The sequence below is a fragment of the Gimesia benthica genome (genome assembly GCF_009720525.1).
In the GTDB taxonomy this organism is placed as follows: Bacteria; Planctomycetota; Planctomycetia; order Planctomycetales; family Planctomycetaceae; genus Gimesia; species Gimesia benthica.
Genome location: NZ_CP043930.1, coordinates 7606170 through 7623124, shown reverse-complemented (window position 1 = coordinate 7623124; position 16955 = coordinate 7606170). Strand labels below are relative to the sequence as shown.

The following is a 16955-nucleotide window of genomic DNA, read 5'->3' as shown; positions in this document are numbered from 1 at the left end:
GATGCGTATCAAGCGCCGCCTGATTTCGTTCAAGCGAATTACAGCTCGCCAGATCTCACATTCCGAGATTTCTCCATCCTTCTCTGATCGTTGGAATGTTCTCCCGTTCGAGAATCCTGCTTGAGTCCTTCTCACCCAATCTGGTATAAACATACTTTGATTTGTACCAGGCGCGTCATGAACCACAGGGAAGCGATTTCGCGTCGATGAATGACCTCTCGAGGGAAAAGGGATATTCATGCTGAGATTTCTGAGCGCACAGAGTCAACAATATTCACGAGCTACACGCCGCGATTTTCTGAAACTCGGCACACTCGGTCTGGCAGGACTGACACTCTCAGACTTACTGCGACTGGAAGCACAGGCGGGGATTCAGCACTCTCGCAAAGCGATCATCAATGTGCATCTGGACGGAGGTCCTCCGCACATGGATACCATCGACCTGAAACCCGAAGCCCCCGTTGAGATCCGAGGCGAATTTCAGCCGATCTCTACCAGCGTGCCCGGGATTCAGCTCTGTGAACTGCTACCCCGGATGGCAGCTCAGGCGGATCAGTTTGCGTTCGTGCGTTCTCTGATCGGTTCAGCCGGGGCACATGATGCCTTCCAATGCCAGTCCGGATTCCGCAAAAAAGACATGCAGTCAGTCGGCGGACGTCCCGCGCTGGGATCGGTCGTCTCAAACCTCAAAGGTTCCCCCCGCGACCGTGCACCACTGTTTGTCGATCTCATGCAGGGACGCGGACAGGTAAGGAACAGCGCACGCCCCGGATTCCTGGGCCCCTCGTATCAGCCGTTTCGTCCTGATATCTCAGACCTGTTCGAACGACAGCTGGAAAAAGGGATGCAGAACGAGCTCAAACGCCTGGGTGAAGAGCATCAGGTCAGTCTCAAACTTAATCCCAGTCTCTCGCTGGAACGTCTGGAAAACCGGACAACGTTGCTCTCCGAACTGGACACCATCCGCCGCAAAGTGGATGCGAGTGGAATGATGGACGCCATGGATCGTTTTTCACAACAGGCAGTCAGCATTCTGACTTCAGGACGACTGGCGGATGCACTGGACCTGGAACAGGAAGACCCGGCCATTATGGAAAAGTATAGTCTGGGTGCGTCAGCCAGGAATCAAAAGTTTTATACCAGTGAGGGTCCGGGTGCGACACGAAAATTTCTACTCGCCCGGCGGATGATTGAAGCCGGCGTACGATGCGTGAGCATCTCGATCAGTGATTTCGACACACATTCCAGTAATTTCTCCCGCATGCGGCAGCTGCTTCCGATTGTCGACCATGGGCTCGCCACCCTGGTATCAGACCTGAAAGAAAGAGGCATGCTAGACGATGTCACGATTATCGCCTGGGGTGAGTTTGGTCGAACGCCGCGGATCAACTCCAAAAACGGTGGCCGCGATCACTGGCCGCGCGTCGGCCCCGCAATTCTCGCCGGGGGTGGCATGCGTACTGGTCAGGTTATCGGCGCAACCGATCGCACTGCCAGCGCTGTCACAGATCGTCCAGTGTCATATAAGGACATCTTCACCACGCTGTATCACAACCTGGGCATCGATCCTCATGCCATCACGATTAACGATCCGCATGGGCGCCCTCAATATCTGCTCGACGAGGGAGAGCGTCTTTCCGAACTGGCGTGAGGTTCCTAAGACGACTCAGACAGCTGTCACCGACGCAATCTGCTTGTATCGCGATTCGGCGACCGGTATGATCAAATCAGAAATGTGCCCTCGACTCACATACGCCTACCTGAAATCAGCGGTTCCCCACAGGAGACCTCATCATGCAGAAACAACGTGCTACCCTCTTTGGATCTTTCCTGGCTTTGTGCTTTCTGACCAACGCGATTCAGGCAGCAGACCTGCCTCAATATAAGCCGCTCTTCAACGGAAAAGATCTGACCGGCTGGGTGAATGTGAATACTGACAAAGATACCTGGTATGTCAAAGATGGCATGCTCGTCTGCACGGGACATCCGATTGGCGTGATGCGGACCGATAAACAGTACGAAAATTTTCTCCTGCATATCGAATGGCGGCACATGGAAGCCGGCGGTAATTCGGGGGTCTTCGCCTGGAGTGAAGGGACTGTTCCCGAAGGTCGACGCCTGCCCAAAGGGATGGAAATCCAGATGCTCGAACTCGACTGGGTCAATCAACACAAAATGAAAGACGGCACCCTGCCCCCCATCGCTTACGTACACGGCGAACTGTTCGGGGCCAATGGCCTGATCACCACTCCCGACAATCCCCGAGGGACCCGCAGCAAGTCGATAGAAAACCGCTGCAAAGGCAAAGGGCAATGGAACGTGTACGACGTGGTCTGTGTGGACGGAACCGTCAAGCTGTCTGTAAACGGCAAATTCGTGAACGGCGTGCGCAACGCGTCGATCAAAAAAGGCTACCTCTGCCTGGAATCCGAGGGAGCCGAAATCCAGTTCCGCAACATTCAGATCATGGAACTTCCGCCCGGAGTCACTACCAAAGAACAGACGGCCCCGATCCTGAAATGAACATCTGCTTCGCATGAGTTTCTATCGGAAAATATCAGACTGACCACGAGAGACTGCCAGAGCGTCTCTCGTGGCGATTTCAGCGGCAAAACAGCCCTCTTCCTTAACTAACCTCAGTAATTCAAACGGTTTGGAGCAATTCCCAATCCTTGACGAATGCCTGGGGAGCGAATATAATAAGGGTAAGGTAATCCACTAACCGATGATGTAGCTTACCGGTACGTGTTTTTGCGACCTTTAAAAATGCGAACTCCCTCCTGCTTTTCCTGCCTTAATATGTGATGCCTGGTATGATGACCATCCCTCAATACCGACGCTTTTCCGTATCCGCAATCACGATGTTGATCTGTGGTATGCTCTTGAGTTCTGCTGATGCCTCCGACAAGAAAACGGGGACCGGCGCACAGATTTATCAAAAGTTGTGCATCGAATGCCATGCAAAGAATGGCCAAGGTGTCACGGAAAAAGCCAATCCATTTCAGGGGCAAAAGAGCCTGGCTGAACTGACCATGCTTATTGAAGAGACGATGCCGGAAGAAGATCCGGAGCTCTGTGAGGGTGAGGATGCGAAGCAGGTCGCTCAGTATGTGTTTGACCGCTTCTTTTCCCCGGATGAGCAGGACCAGAGCCAGGCCTCCCGGATTCAGCTCTCGCACATGACGGTCCGCCAGTACTTCTATACCACCGCCGACCTGATGTCTCATTTCCTCGGAAATGCGCGTGTCACGAATAAAGAGAACGGTCTGCGGGCTGAGTATTTCTCTACTCGGAATTTCAAAGGGGACAAACGGGTTGAAAAACGAATCGACCCCGTTGTCAGTTTCCAGTTTGGAGACAAAGCCCCCACGAGAAAATCAAGAACGCCGAAGAGTTCTCCATGAAATGGGAGGGTTCGGTCTACGTGGAAGAGACCGGCGACTATGAATTCATCATCAAAACCGAGAATGGGGCACGGCTCTGGGTCAATGAGCAGGAACCGATCATTGATGAATGGGTCAGCTCTCAGGGACGGGCCAAGGAACATAAAGCGACGATCCGCCTGCTGGGAGGTCGCCCTTACACGCTCCGTCTGCATGTTTTCAAATATAAAGATAAGTCTTCCTCCATCAGCCTGGAGTGGAAACCGCCGCATAAGGCCCAGGAAGTGATTCCGCAACGGCACCTCGTTCCGCAACAGGTGCCGGGAACCTTTATTGTTTCGACCGAGTTCCCGCCGGATGACAGTGTCTCCGGGTATGAACGCGGGGTAGCGGTCTCCAAGTCCTGGGATGACGCAACGACGTCTGCGGCCCTCGAAATCATGACGGGAGTGATCAAGCACCTGGATCGTCTGGCCGGAACCAAACCCGAGGCCAAAGACCGCCGGGATAAAGTCCAGAAGTTCTGTCATCGCTTTGCCGAACTGGCGTTTCGCCGACCTTTGACAACAGAACAGAGAACGTTTTTCGTAGATCAGCACTTTCAGCCTGAGCTGAAAACAGAGCTGGCTGCCAAGCGATCCGTCCTGCTGATTCTGAAATCACCCCGCTTCCTGTATACCGACCGCGAATTCGCACAGCCGGACGATTTCACAATCGCATCCCGTCTCTCTTACGGGTTGTGGGATTCCATGCCGGATCGCCAACTGTATGATGCCGCCAAAGCGGGACGCCTCAACAAGCCGGAACAGATCGCCCAGCAGGCCGAGCGCATGCTGAATGATCCACGGGCCCAGGCCAAGCTGCGCTACTTTTTCCACCACTGGTTACAGCTGGATGAAAAAGAAGAGCTGGCGAAAGATAAAGCCCTGTTCCCGGAATTCGACGATCACGTGGTCGCCGATCTGCGGACTTCGCTGGATATGTTCATCGACGACGTCGTCTGGAACGGATCGTCCGATTATCGTCAGTTGCTGCTGGCCGATTACGTTTACATGAATTCGCGACTGGCCAAAGTATACCAGGTTGAGATGCCGGAAGGAGAATCATTCCAGAAGGTATCTCTCGATAAAGACAAACGGGCCGGCGTGCTGACGCACCCGTACCTGATGGCCAACTTCGCCTACCACAACCTGAGTTCACCGATTCACCGTGGCGTGTTCGTCACGCGACGTCTGCTGGGGCGTTCCCTGAAGCCGCCACCACAGGCCACAGAATTCAAAGACGGCGATTTTCATGCGGGAATGACGACCCGCGAAAAGGTCGCCCAGATCACGAAACCGTCCGCCTGTATGTCGTGCCATAGCATCATTAACCCGCTCGGATTCAGTCTGGAGCACTTTGACGCCATTGGTCGATACAGAAAACAGGAAGTCAAAAAAGACATTAACGCCTCTGCAGAGCTGGTTTCACTCACCGGTGATACCGTCAAGTTTAATGGTGCCCGCGATCTGGCAGAGTATATCTCGCAGGATCAGAACGCCCATGCCGCCTTTGTAGACCAGCTGTTCCATCAGGCTGTCAAACAGCCAATTAATGCCTATGGCGAAAAAATCCGTGACGATTTGACCACCCGATTCGAAAAATCCGGATATAATATTCAACAACTGCTCGTAGAAATCATGAAGGTTGCTGCCCTGCACCAGCCTCAATCCTGAGAAAGAGCCTACCAATGAAATATCAATCCCGCCGCCAGTTCCTCAAAAAACTCGGACTCTCTTCTGCAGTCCTGCCGCTGGTTTCGCATCTGCCCAGCCTTGGTTTTGCCGCCGATGCCGGCATTCGCAAAAAGCGTATGATCGTGATGTTCAGCCCCAACGGTATCGTTCCCAAAACTTACTGGCCCGATGAGACCGGCGATAAGTTCGAGCTCAAGGAAATCATGCAGCCCCTGAAGAAATACCAGGACCAGATGCTGGTGATTAAAGGGGTCGCAGACCGCGTCCGGGGAGACGGCGACAGCCACATGCGTGGCATGAGCTGTCTGTTAACCGGAATCGAATTGCTCCCCGGTAACATCCAGGGGGGATCGCACACTCCGGCCGGCTGGGCCAGCGGACTGTCCATCGACCAGGAACTCAAACGATTCCTGCAAAGCAATAAAGAGACCCGCACCCGTTTCGGTTCGCTGGAATTTGGTGTGAACGTTCCACATCGTGCCGACCCCTGGACCCGTATGGTTTATGCAGGTCCCAACAAACCGGTCGCGCCGATTGACGATCCCTACCTGATGTTTGAAAAGATCTACGGTCAGATGAAAGATCGTAAGAGCCTGGCCAGCATTCTGGACGACGTCCGCGAAGACCTGAAAAAGGTTCGTTCTCAGTTGAGCAGTTCCGACAAGCAGTTGCTCGAAGAGCACGAAAGCTACGTCCGCCAGATGGAACAGGAACTCAAAGCCAGCGCAGAACAGAAACTGGCCGTCAAAGTTCCGGTTCAGGAAGTGGGTATCAAGAACGATAACGACCACATGCCGGTCACCAGTAAAATGCAGATCGACCTGATGGTCAACAGTCTGGCTAACGATATGGCACGCGTCGCAACGCTGCAGTATACGAATTCGGTCGGTCAGGCACGGATGAAGTGGCTGGGGATCGACGATGGTCACCACTCACTGTCCCATAAACCGGACAGCGACGAAGATTCGCAGGAAAAGCTGACCAAGATCAACAAATGGTTCTGCGAGCAGCTCGCTTACCTGGTTGAGAAACTCGACTCGACTCCCGAACCTAACGGCGAGGGAACCCTGCTCGATAACACCACGGTCGTCTGGACCAACGAACTGGGTAAAGGGAACTCCCACACGCTGAACGATGTGCCGCTGGTACTCGTCGGTAAGGGACTTGATTTCAAAATGGGACGTTCATTACAGTTCAAGAACATTCCCCATAACCGTCTGCTGATGTCGCTGGCCCACGGCATGGGTCATCACATCGAGACCTTCGGTAAACCCGACTTCTGCGGTGACGGCATCATTTCTGAACTGACCTGATCGCGTCCGCAGAGAGATAATCAACGAACTCGAGTGAGCACCAGTCTCCGCAGGCTGGTGCTCACTTTTTTTACTCAGTCCTGGTACAACCTGTTGGAAATCGGCCCCGGTACTTTCATTCAACGTGATTGGTCTTTATGATTCGGGTTCAGGCAATACCCTGACGACAATCAATGCACATGAAAGGATACGCGCATGGACCACATCACCCGCCCCCAGGAACAAGACGAATACTACTTTGAGGAAGGGTGCTATATCCTGGAGATGTCTAGCCCGGATGTGGATCCTGAAGTCTCCCTCGCCCGTGCCCGCGTCGAGCCTGGCAAGCGAACCCGGTTCCATCGCCTCAAGGGGACCTTCGAGCGCTACATCATGCTCTCGGGAACAGGACTGGTCGAAGTGGGCGACTACGAACCCACGGAAGTGTATCCTGGCGATGTCGTGCGGATCCCGCCTGACACTGATCAGAGAATCACCAACATTGGTGAAGACGATCTGGTATTTCTCGTCGTCTGTAATCCGCATTTTCTCCGCTCCTGCTACACAGACTCAGAAGATCTCCGCACTTCGGGGTCATAAAATCCTCATATTGCGTAAGGAGTTCCTCTGCAAGTCCTTACATCAAGGTAAGATGTACGCAGATTGCATTTTCTTAACATAATTTACTTGTGCAGTCTCCCCCTTGCGATTTAAAATGCAATTCCTCGGAGCATGCCTCTGCTGTCCCACCTTTTATTCCTTCCCAGTTATATTTCCAAAAGGTTACCAATGTTGAATTACCCGCCGCGTGTCACGCGCAAATCTGGTTTTACGCTCATCGAGCTGCTGGTTGTGATTGCGATTATCGCGATTCTGATCGCCCTGCTCCTGCCCGCCGTGCAACAGGCCCGCGAAGCTGCCCGCCGCAGTCAGTGCAAAAACAACCTGAAACAAATGGGTCTGGCGCTCCACAATTATCACGACGTCTATCTCAAGTTCCCCATCGGGTCCCGTGCCCCCAATGATGGCCCCCACAACTGGCGTTTCGCTCTGCTGCCTTACATGGACCAGGCAAATATTTACGAACTCGCCAAGAACAGCCCCACCAGCGACGTCGATTTCTGGGAAGGCGGAGGGGGCGCATACAACGGCGACACCCTGCTCTTCAAAGACAAAGTCATCACTTCCATTTACATGTGCCCTTCCAGTTCAGACCCGGCCATCAGCTATGCCAATGGCGAACCACAGCAGGGTTCCCAGTCGCATCAGTATGTCGGCATCATGGGTGCTTACCCTGACCCCGCAGCGCGCACGAATGTCTCTTACGAAACTCAGTATAACAGCTTTGCCACTAACACAGGCTGTCTGCTGATCAACGAGTGCAAAGGCATGCGGGACGTGACCGATGGTTCGTCGAACACAATCATCATTGCCGAACAGTCGCGGATCTCAGCCAGTAACCCGGTTTTGAAGCGTTCCGATTACACTTCAGGCTGGGCGGGCACCAGTTATGCCGGTACCGTCACTCAGTGGATTGCCAGCGGAGCCGGACAGCACCGTTTCGGTACCGGAGTGACGTCGGTCTTCCACAGTCCCAATCCGAAATCGACGGGTGCGGAAGCCAATGCCCAATGGGACTGGAACACCCCCTTAACTTCCTACCACACCGGCGGCGTGCATGTGCTGCTCTGCGACGGAGCAACCCGGTTCCTGAGCGACAACGCAGACCTGTTACTGATCCAGAAACTCTGTGTCCGCGATGACGGCCAGACCATCGGCGAGTGGTAAGCCACGACCTCTGGTTCTATTTCTCTATCCCATAGATTTGAACGACGTACGTGATGCGTATCAACTGCGTCACATTTAATTCAGGATTCTCACAATGTATCGTCTATCACTTTTCAGTTACCTGCTGGTCTCTGTGCTGCTGGCTCAGGGTTGTTCGGGAGATCCGAATGTCCGTCCCGCAGTGGAGATCTCAGGATCCGTGACCCTCGATGGAGCGCCGTTGCAGCAGGCCAGCATCCAGTTCACTTCGTCCAAATCCGGCGAAAGTGCGTACGCTAATCTGGATGAGAACGGAAATTATACGGTCTCTTTTCCACAGGCAGATGTCGGCTCTGCATACGAAGTCACCATCAGTCCGCCTATCGTCGAAGAAGAAAACGCGATGGCCCTCGCAGAAAAGCCGCAGGAAAAATCGACCGTAAAGATTCCCGCGAAATACACCAAACGCACCACCAGTGGTCTGATCGCCCAGGTCAATGAACCGGGTGAGAACAAAGCCAACTTTGAGTTGAAGAGTAAGTAAGCAGCTTCAGACCAACACCAGCCTGCAACAGCCATTAATGCACTGTTGCAGGCTGTTTTTTTTAACCTGCCATTTTAATTAAGAACTCTAAGTATCTCCATTTCGTTCTGTAAATCCAGCGGATATACTCGAAGTCTACGGTGATGAAACTTCAAACCCGCAGTTGGCTGTCATTACAAAGGATCCTCACATGAAACCGACTCTCGCCCCCCTCCTGCTCGCCTGCCTTGCTTTGCTGATCCCGGAACGTTCCTATGCGGAACTGCAGGTCGGCGCCACCATCATGGATGTTACCCCTGTGAAACTCCCCGTCCTCGTTAATGGCAGCATGAAGAGCCGCAGCGTCGATAAGGTTTATACCAAAGTCAATGCCCGGGCGATCGTCGTCGCCGATGGCGAAGACCGCCTGGCAATCGTCGTCGTTGACAGTTGCATGATGACGCGTCCGTTTCTGGATGAAGTCAAAAAACTGGCCGCACAGAAAACAAAGATCCCGGCCGACCATATGTTGATCTCCGCCACCCACGCACATTCGGTGCCTTCCAGCATGGGCTGTCTGGGAACCAGTGCCGATCCGGAATACACGCCTTTCCTCCGCGGTAAGCTGGTCGATGCCATCGTTGCAGCCGAAGCAAAACTGGAACCGGCTCAGATTGGCTGGGGGGTTGGGAACGCTGCCAAGTTCACCGCCCTGCGACGCTGGATCAAACGTCCCGATCGCATCAGCAACGACCCGTTCGGCAACCCGACCGTACGGGCCACCATGCATGCTGGTCGGAACTGGGATGATGTCATCGGCGAATCCGGTCCCGAAGATCCTGATCTGTCCCTGATCTCGTTCCAGTCGAAAGACGGGCGTCCGATCGCTTTACTGGCCAACTTTTCCATGCACTACTTTGGTGCCCCTTCACTGAGCGCCGACTACTTTGGTCTCTACTGTAACGGCCTGCAGGAAGAAATCGGTAAGAAACTGCCCAAGGATGCTCCCGAGTTCGTAGCGATCATGTCACACGGCTGTAGTGGTGACATTTATCGCCGCGACTATACCAAGCCGCAGGATCAGTGGTCATTCACCGATGACATCAATGAATACTCCAGCGAGCTCGTCAAACTGACCATGGGCATCTATAAAAACATTACGTATCGCAAAGACGCCGACGTTGAAATGGCCGAGAACCGGATGCAGTTGAACTACCGGGTTCCCGATAAACAGCTGCTCGAATGGTCTCAACGGATTGTCGAAAAAATGGGCGATAAGCTGCCCGAAACACAGGAAGAGATTTACGCTCGCGAACAGATCATGTTGCACGAACGACAGTCAACCGAGGTCGTCACACAGGCACTCCGCATCGGCGACATCGCAATCGCGACCACTCCCAATGAAACCTATGCCCTTTCCGGGCTGAAAGTCAAAGCACAAAGTCCGCTGCCACAGACCATGGTCATTGAACTGGCTAACGGGGGCGACGGTTACATTCCGCCTCCCGAACAGCATCTGCTCGGCGGATACAATACCTGGGCCGCGCGTTCCGCAGGCCTCGAAGTCCTGGCCGAACCTCGTATCGTGGAATCGGATATTGAACTGCTCGAGAAAGTTTCCAATCAGCCCCGCCGCTTCTATGAACAGAGCCGTGGTCCTGCCGTGGAAACGATCCTGGGCTTCAAGCCGTCTGCTTACTGGCGACTGGACGAGTTCAATGGTCCCCGGGCCCGCGATCTCTCTGGCAATCAGCGGGACGGCATTTACGAACCGGCCATCGCTTACTTCCTCGAAGGAGCCCGTTCGAAATCGTTCTGCACGGGAACCGAAACCAACCGGGCCGTTCACTTCGCCGGCAATCGTCTGCAGACTCGTGTGAATGACCTGGGCGATCAGTTTACCGTCTCGCTCTGGATCTGGAACGGAATTCCTCTCGACGCCCGCGACATCAGCGGCTGGATGTTCTCACAGGGACCGAACCACGGTCTGGCCGCTTACGGTGATCACCTCGGCCTGGGAGGCAAACAGCATCCCGGCAAGCTGGTCTACATGAACGGTACGGACCGTAAGCTGCACGCTGGCAAAACTGCCGTTGAACGCTGGACGTGGAATCATGTGGCTCTCGTTCGCGATGGTGACAAGTTGACCGTCTACCTGAATGGCAAACCGGAAATCGAACTCGAATCGAAACCGGGGGCATCCGGCGTGCTGCTGGAACAGCTGTTCTTCGGCGGACGGACGGATAATGACTCGAACTGGGAAGGCCGTCTGGATGAAATCGCGGTCTTCGATCGGGCCCTCAATGCAGGTGAAGTCAGTCAGCTGGCAAAATAAACCTGTCTGAAACGCACTATCTATCATCTTCGAAAGCCCGGTCGTACCTGCGATCGGGCTTTTCTATTGGGAATGATCCGTTTTTTATCGCGAATCGACGATCTGACGCGTATGAGAAGAGACCGAGCGCTCGAATTACGGAATCTCTGCCCGATGGGGGGTTCCTGCATATTCACAGCCCGCGCGGGACTATATAATTAAAGGGAGTTCATGTCCTAATCGTCTGATGTAATTGACTTTATCACATTTCCGTTCCAGTGGCTCAACCCATGACTGAACCTGACCTGTCGACAACAGATCGGAGACTGCGCCGCCTGTTTCTGCTGATCGTCACCGCCAGTTTCGTACTGACGCCTATTGCTGCGCCGGATGTCTGGTGGCAGTTGAGCCGGGGGCAGACAGTGTTGGCCGAGCTGGCAGTTCCGGGGCCAATCCTGGCGGCAGGCAATCCGACAGCGGAAGCAGACTGGCTGGGCGGGTTCCCCTTCTTTATGAGCTGGATGATCGCCGGCTTTTCGGGACTGATGCTGCTCAAGTTCTGCGGCACCTTTCTATTACTCTATCTCCTCATGCGACGGTTTGAGCTTCAACTGCAGTGGGCCGCGTTTGCATTGGCGCTGGTCACGCTGCTGGCCGCGAATGCTGCCTGGCAACCGACGCCCCGCCTCTGGGACTGCTGGTTTCTCTTTCTGACCTGGATTGCTACAGTCCGCTGGAGCCAGTCCCCGACGAAACAGAATGCGGTCCTCGTGCTCATCTCACTGGTGGTGTGGGCCAATCTCGCGCCACTCTGCCTGTTGGGAATTGCTGTGGTCGCGATCGTCCCCTGGTTGACCGGCATGAAGACCGAGCCCACAGTCACCCGCAAGCAGGCTGGTCTGCTCGTTGCCGCATCCGCTTTTGCGCTGATGCTCACCCCACGTGGCTGGTTTACGCTCTCCGATTCACTGACTCAGCTCCTCCCCGGTCTGTTCTACGCCCGAGACCTGCTGGCTACAACGGTCTGGCAGCCGACCTTCGCACAGGGACTGACAGTCGAAACAGCCGGGCTGGGCATTCTCACTCTGGTCACCGTGAGTTATCTCATTTTTTACTCCACCGGCTGGCTGGAGAGTTTTGCATTCCTGATGTTCGCGGTTCCGGCCTGGCTGAATGCCGATGCGGTTCCCCCCTGTGCAATAGGTATCACTCTGCTGCTGGGACGCAGCCTGGTGGCACATCCCTATCCAATCCAGCTGCTCAAAACCAAAGATCTGCTCTCACCCGCTCTGGGTCGCCTGCTACTGGGACTGGGCCTGCTTCTGCTCAGCGGGAAAGCGGCAGCCGGAACGCTGCCCGGTCAGTCACAGCGACTGGGCTGGGGCCTCGCTCCCGAGCTGGATATCACGCTGTTAAACCAGGCGATCGGACCACTCGAATATGAGGGAACGGCCCACTGCATGGATATCACTTCTGCAGGCATGTTGTGCTGGATCAAGGCGGATCACAAAGTTCGCCCCTACCTCACTCACCGACAGGCGCTGAAACAGGGACGCTTATTCGAGGAACTTTCCCTGAACGCGGAACTGTCTGACGGCTGGATGTTACAGAAGCCACGCATGAATGGCGGCTGGGGGGCTGGTGGGTCCGCCTCAAAGATCGGAACTGTCAGCTGCTGCTGGTTCCCAATGGTCAGACGCGGACAATTCGTGCCTTGTTCGACAGTCGCTGGCAGCCAATGTCGGTTGACGCGGCAGTCATTCCCTTTGGCTGGTCGGGTGAATTACTCAGCACGCCGCAGATCATCAAGCTGCTCCCCGTCAAAGAGTTTCTGAATCGCCAGCAGTGGACCTATTCCCCGCCCGATCCGAGTGGCACACCGGACTGTGCTGACTGGTGGGGTATGCTGACCGGCTCTCCCAATCTGAAACCGGCACTGCTGCAGGCGCGAACGTTTCGTGCGATGCAGCTCTATACAGCCGCATTGCGTGTGCTGCATCCACTACTGCAACATTACGACTCTCCTGAAGTCAAACAGGAATTCGAACTCTGTCAGAAAGAACTGGCTTATCAGGAACAGCTCGACACGGGTGCTCCCAGCCAGTTACGCCTGCAAGCCTATCAGCAGACCAGCCCGACAGAAGAATTTCCTCTCGCCCAGGCAGGTCCGGGAATCAAAGGTGACCACAGTCCGCCCGAAAAAGTTTCAGAAACGCTCGCGCGGGCGATTAACGAATACATTCACGGCGACTGTTCCGAAGCCATCGCCGCTTTGACTGCCGATGACAGCGAGAGTCTGTATGCAAAAGCCCAGATTCAGTTGGAAGCCGGCGATCCCGCGAATGCCGCGTCGACCTTTCGTCAGTTAATTGAACAGCATCCCCAGGACCGACTGGTCGTCCCCAGTCAGAACATGTTAGATGCCCTGCAATGATCCAGAAGTACCCGTTTCTCATCCCCCTGTCGATCCTGTTACTGGCCTGCCTGTCAGGTGCCGGCCTGTTTCTTTACGGATCACAGCAGAAAACGGAGTTCGTTCCGCATGTCCGTTCGGTGCATCAGCCGGTCCCATCGCGTTCCTGCTGTGAGTGTCACGACAAATTCTGTCAGCAGTTCGAAGGGGCTCCTCATCTGCGGACTCTCCGCAAAGCTACGGATCCAGGCGTACTCGAAAATTTTGTCGACCGGGAAGTCACCCTCAAAGAGAACGGGCATACCTACCGGTTTTTCAAAGAAGATGATGCGCTGTGGGTCGACTGCGATAGTTATCCGTCACCAGTCCGGATCGACTGGGTCTTCGGTTCCGGCATGCATGCGATGACACCGGTTTCGCTGTTTCCGAATGCACAGGGAGAGTCAGAACTGCTGCAGCACATCGTCTCCTGGTATCCTTCCGGCAAACTGGGAATCACACTCGGCCTGCAGGAACTGGCCCATGAGCAGACCGGCATCAACGCGCTGGGAGAAGTCAGCGATCATGCTAAAACTCAAAACTGCTTTGGCTGTCACGCGGCCTGGCTGGGGGATTCGCCAGGTGAAATCAATTCGGATGCGATCATTCCCGGGGTCTCATGTGTCCGCTGCCACTTGAATGGCGAAGAACACATTAAAGCCGTCGAACGTGGGGATAAAGATCTCAAGTTGACTCAATGGAGTTCACTGACACCTCTGGAGTCGATCAATCGTTGTGGAGAGTGCCATCGTCGCTTCGATCAACTGGAGGCGGATGAAATCCATCCTGCGAATGATCTGCTCTACCGTTTTGCTCCAGTGGGGATGTCCCAGAGCCCCTGTTTCCTGAAACAGACTGACGTCAAACTGGCGGACGGCAAATCGGCCCGTTTTGACTGCACTACCTGTCACAATCCGCATCAGCAGGCCAGCCGCGATCCGGAATATTACCGCCAGATCTGCCTGAACTGTCACAGCGATCTCAAGGATCATGCACCGGTGTGTTCTAAAGAGTCGATGCAAAGCCAGTGTCTGCAATGTCATATGCCGGCAGTGGAAGTCCACGACAACCTCTCCTTCACTGACCACTGGATACGAGTCCGCGAGCGCGACAAAGAACGCTTCCCCGAATTTCAGCTGCAGCAGCCAAAATGATGTTGTCTTGAGACTTGCGAACGACTACGATGAGAAGGAACTAGTACTAAAAAAAGGTTATTTGTGACTGAGAAGCTGTTTTCATTTCTGTGCTCCCTGATGATTCTGGTCTGCCCGTTAAACTGCATGCCAGCCGGCGCAGAATCTACAGACGCCGTCAGCACTGGCTGCTGCAGTCACTGTCAGCCGCCGACGTCTGAAACGCCACTCTCACCAGAGAGTGCCTCTGATGAATGTTGTCAGTGCTTCTGTTTCGGAGCGATCCATGATAAAGCCGATCAACTGGACCTGACGTTGCTGACTTCCGTCTGGGCCATGCCTGTTCTCTCAGAGACAGAATCGCTTGTCTCCGACATTCACTCGGTTCCCCAACCGGTTTCTTCCGCGCCGCCCCCACCTGCCGGTCGTGCGCTGCGCTGTGCGCAGATGTCGTTTCTCTGCTGATCTGCTCCTGAATCAGCACCGCCTGCGTTAATTCCACTTTCATTCACGTATGTCCCGCTGCGCGCTGACTCGATTCGTGTATTGCGCTGCAGATACTTCAAAAGCATCTTTCATGATCCGATTCTCATTAATCCCCTGGGAATACGGCGTACGGAATCTGTTCCGTCGCCCCCTGCGTACCCTGCTCACGCTGACCGGTCTGACGACCGTGATCGTACTGGTGTTTATCGTAGTCGGTTTCATCCGGGGGCTGGAACACAGCCTGTCCGCCAGCGGTGATCCGGATGTAGCTATTCTGTTTTCGCTGGGCATGGGGGAGAATCTGGAATACTCATCCATTCCAATGCGGACGAGTGAACTCGTTTCCGCCAGTGTGGGTGGCATTAAAGAATTTCACGGCCGGAAATACGCGTCTCCCGAATTGTACCTGGGAACACAGATCACCCTGCCCGAACAGGAGCGAACTGCGATGGGGCTGGTGCGCGGTGTAACACCGGCGATACTCCTGGTCCGTCGTAAAGTCGAACTGGAATCGGGTCGCTGGCCCGAACCGGGAGAAGTCCTGATTGGCCAGCTGGTCGCTACCAAGCTGGGACTCTCCCCCGAACAGCTGAGGACCGGCCAGGCAATCGAACTGGAGGGGCGCAGCTGGAAAATCAGCGGTACCTTCTCCGCAGGTGGGTCTGCATTTGAATCAGAGATCTGGTGTCGTCTCGATGAGCTGCAGCAGGCAATGAAACGCCAGGACCTGAGTCTGGTTGCGGTCACCCTGGACTCACCCGATGTTTACCCTGATCTGGATCTGTTCTGCAAAGAACGCCTTGACCTCGAATTACAGTCAGTTCGCGAAGTCTCCTACTATCAGGGTCTGAAAAAAGATTATGGTCCGATTCGGATGCTGGCCTGGCTGATTGTGTTTCTGGTCTCCGGCGCCGGAGTCTTTGCCGGCTTAAATACGTTGTACGGTGCGGTCGTCGGCCGCACCAGTGAATTATCGATGTTGCAGACACTCGGCTTTGTCCGCCGGGCGATTGTGATCAGCCTGATCCAGGAGGGCATCCTGCTCTCGACGGCTGCCAGTCTGATCGCAGCATTGATCGCGGTATTGCTGATCAACGGGGTTGCCGTCCGTTTTACAATGGGCGCGTTCTCGCTGCAGATCGATACGGTCTCACTGCTGATCGGTTCGGGAGTCGGAATTCTGCTGGGTCTCCTGGGAGCAATCCCACCGGCCCTGCGGGCACTGCGACTGCCGATCGTCGATGGTCTCAAATCTGTTTAGTAATGCTTTTAACCTGTTGAATACTCATTTTTAAAGGATTGAATTCAATGAAACGTTTGATGTTTTCCAGCCTGTTCCTCTCCGCTGTCTGTCTTACTGCAGTGGGCTGTGGCCAGTCTTCCACCGAACCAACTGCATCTTCTGATGCGAACTCTGCAGCCGAGTCTGCTACAGAACCGACGGCCGCTGCCTCGGAAATCATTCTGACCAGTGAACCGGCGGGCGCGAAAGAAGTAATTGCGGCCCGCGAGTCATCTAAGGATGAAGAAGAGGTTATCGTGGTGGGACGGATTGGCGGAAGTGAAAATCCCTGGATTGACGGCCGGGCCGCATTTTCCATCGTGGATAATTCACTGAAAGCCTGCAGTGATATTCCCGGCGATGGTTGTGAGAAACCCTGGGACTACTGTTGTGAAACCGACAAGCTGCCCGGTGCAACCGCCCTGGTCAAAGTCGTCGATGCAGACGGCACGCTGATCAAGGAAGATGCCCGCAAGCTGTTGAATCTGAAAGAACTGCAGACGGTTGTCGTCAAAGGGAAAGCCAAACGTGACGACTCCGGTAATCTGACCGTCTTCGCTAACCAGGTTTTTGTACGGAAGTAAATC

General features: G+C 54.6%; 15 protein-coding genes. All 15 read left to right on the top strand.

What is annotated here, in order from left to right; translation table 11 throughout:
• Positions 1-238: 238 nt before the first annotated feature.
• Positions 239-1651, top strand: coding sequence for a DUF1501 domain-containing protein (locus F1728_RS29770; RefSeq protein WP_155367044.1), 1413 nt, complete (start codon positions 239-241; stop codon positions 1649-1651).
• A gap of 143 nt (positions 1652-1794) precedes the next feature.
• On the top strand, positions 1795-2523 hold the full coding sequence (locus F1728_RS29765; RefSeq protein ID WP_228030404.1) for a 3-keto-disaccharide hydrolase: 729 nt from the start codon (positions 1795-1797) through the stop codon (positions 2521-2523).
• 290 nt (positions 2524-2813) lie between these two features.
• A complete protein-coding gene (locus F1728_RS29760; RefSeq protein WP_194242594.1) occupies positions 2814-3404 on the top strand; it encodes a c-type cytochrome in 591 nt (196 codons plus the stop codon).
• Positions 3401-5098 carry a DUF1592 domain-containing protein gene (locus tag F1728_RS29755; RefSeq protein WP_155367042.1) on the top strand — a complete coding sequence of 566 codons (1698 nt, stop codon included), beginning with the start codon at positions 3401-3403 and terminating at the stop codon, positions 5096-5098. Before F1728_RS29760 ends, F1728_RS29755 begins: the two co-directional genes overlap by 4 nt.
• A 14-nt stretch (positions 5099-5112) precedes the next feature.
• Positions 5113-6432 (top strand): DUF1552 domain-containing protein, encoded by a 1320-nt coding sequence (locus F1728_RS29750; RefSeq protein ID WP_145041460.1) that lies wholly within the window; start codon positions 5113-5115, stop codon positions 6430-6432.
• 195 nt (positions 6433-6627) lie between these two features.
• The gene (locus tag F1728_RS29745; protein WP_155367041.1) at positions 6628-7011 is read left to right on the top strand and encodes a cupin domain-containing protein; all 384 of its coding nucleotides are present in this window, start codon (positions 6628-6630) and stop codon (positions 7009-7011) included.
• 189 nt (positions 7012-7200) lie between these two features.
• Positions 7201-8199: a DUF1559 domain-containing protein gene (locus F1728_RS29740; RefSeq protein WP_155367040.1), complete on the top strand. Its 999-nt coding sequence runs from the start codon at positions 7201-7203 to the stop codon at positions 8197-8199.
• Between the two features lie 94 nt (positions 8200-8293).
• On the top strand, positions 8294-8722 hold the full coding sequence (locus F1728_RS29735; RefSeq protein ID WP_155367039.1) for a carboxypeptidase-like regulatory domain-containing protein: 429 nt from the start codon (positions 8294-8296) through the stop codon (positions 8720-8722).
• A gap of 190 nt (positions 8723-8912) precedes the next feature.
• Entirely contained in the window at positions 8913-11036 is a 2124-nt protein-coding gene (locus tag F1728_RS29730) for a LamG-like jellyroll fold domain-containing protein (RefSeq protein ID WP_155367038.1), read from the top strand.
• 269 nt (positions 11037-11305) lie between these two features.
• Complete coding sequence (locus F1728_RS29725) at positions 11306-12850, top strand: hypothetical protein (protein ID WP_155367037.1); 1545 nt, start codon at positions 11306-11308, stop codon at positions 12848-12850.
• Entirely contained in the window at positions 12754-13449 is a 696-nt protein-coding gene (locus F1728_RS29720; RefSeq protein WP_155367036.1) for a tetratricopeptide repeat protein, read from the top strand. Before F1728_RS29725 ends, F1728_RS29720 begins: the two co-directional genes overlap by 97 nt.
• Complete coding sequence (locus F1728_RS29715) at positions 13446-14621, top strand: multiheme c-type cytochrome (RefSeq protein WP_155367035.1); 1176 nt, start codon at positions 13446-13448, stop codon at positions 14619-14621. Before F1728_RS29720 ends, F1728_RS29715 begins: the two co-directional genes overlap by 4 nt.
• A gap of 63 nt (positions 14622-14684) precedes the next feature.
• Complete coding sequence (locus F1728_RS29710) at positions 14685-15065, top strand: hypothetical protein (RefSeq protein WP_155367034.1); 381 nt, start codon at positions 14685-14687, stop codon at positions 15063-15065.
• 112 nt (positions 15066-15177) lie between these two features.
• Positions 15178-16347 carry an ABC transporter permease gene (locus tag F1728_RS29705; RefSeq protein ID WP_155367033.1) on the top strand — a complete coding sequence of 390 codons (1170 nt, stop codon included), beginning with the start codon at positions 15178-15180 and terminating at the stop codon, positions 16345-16347.
• Between the two features lie 47 nt (positions 16348-16394).
• Positions 16395-16952, top strand: a complete 558-nt coding sequence (locus F1728_RS29700; RefSeq protein WP_155367032.1) for a hypothetical protein — start codon at positions 16395-16397, stop codon at positions 16950-16952.
• The last annotated feature ends 3 nt before the right edge of the window (positions 16953-16955 follow it).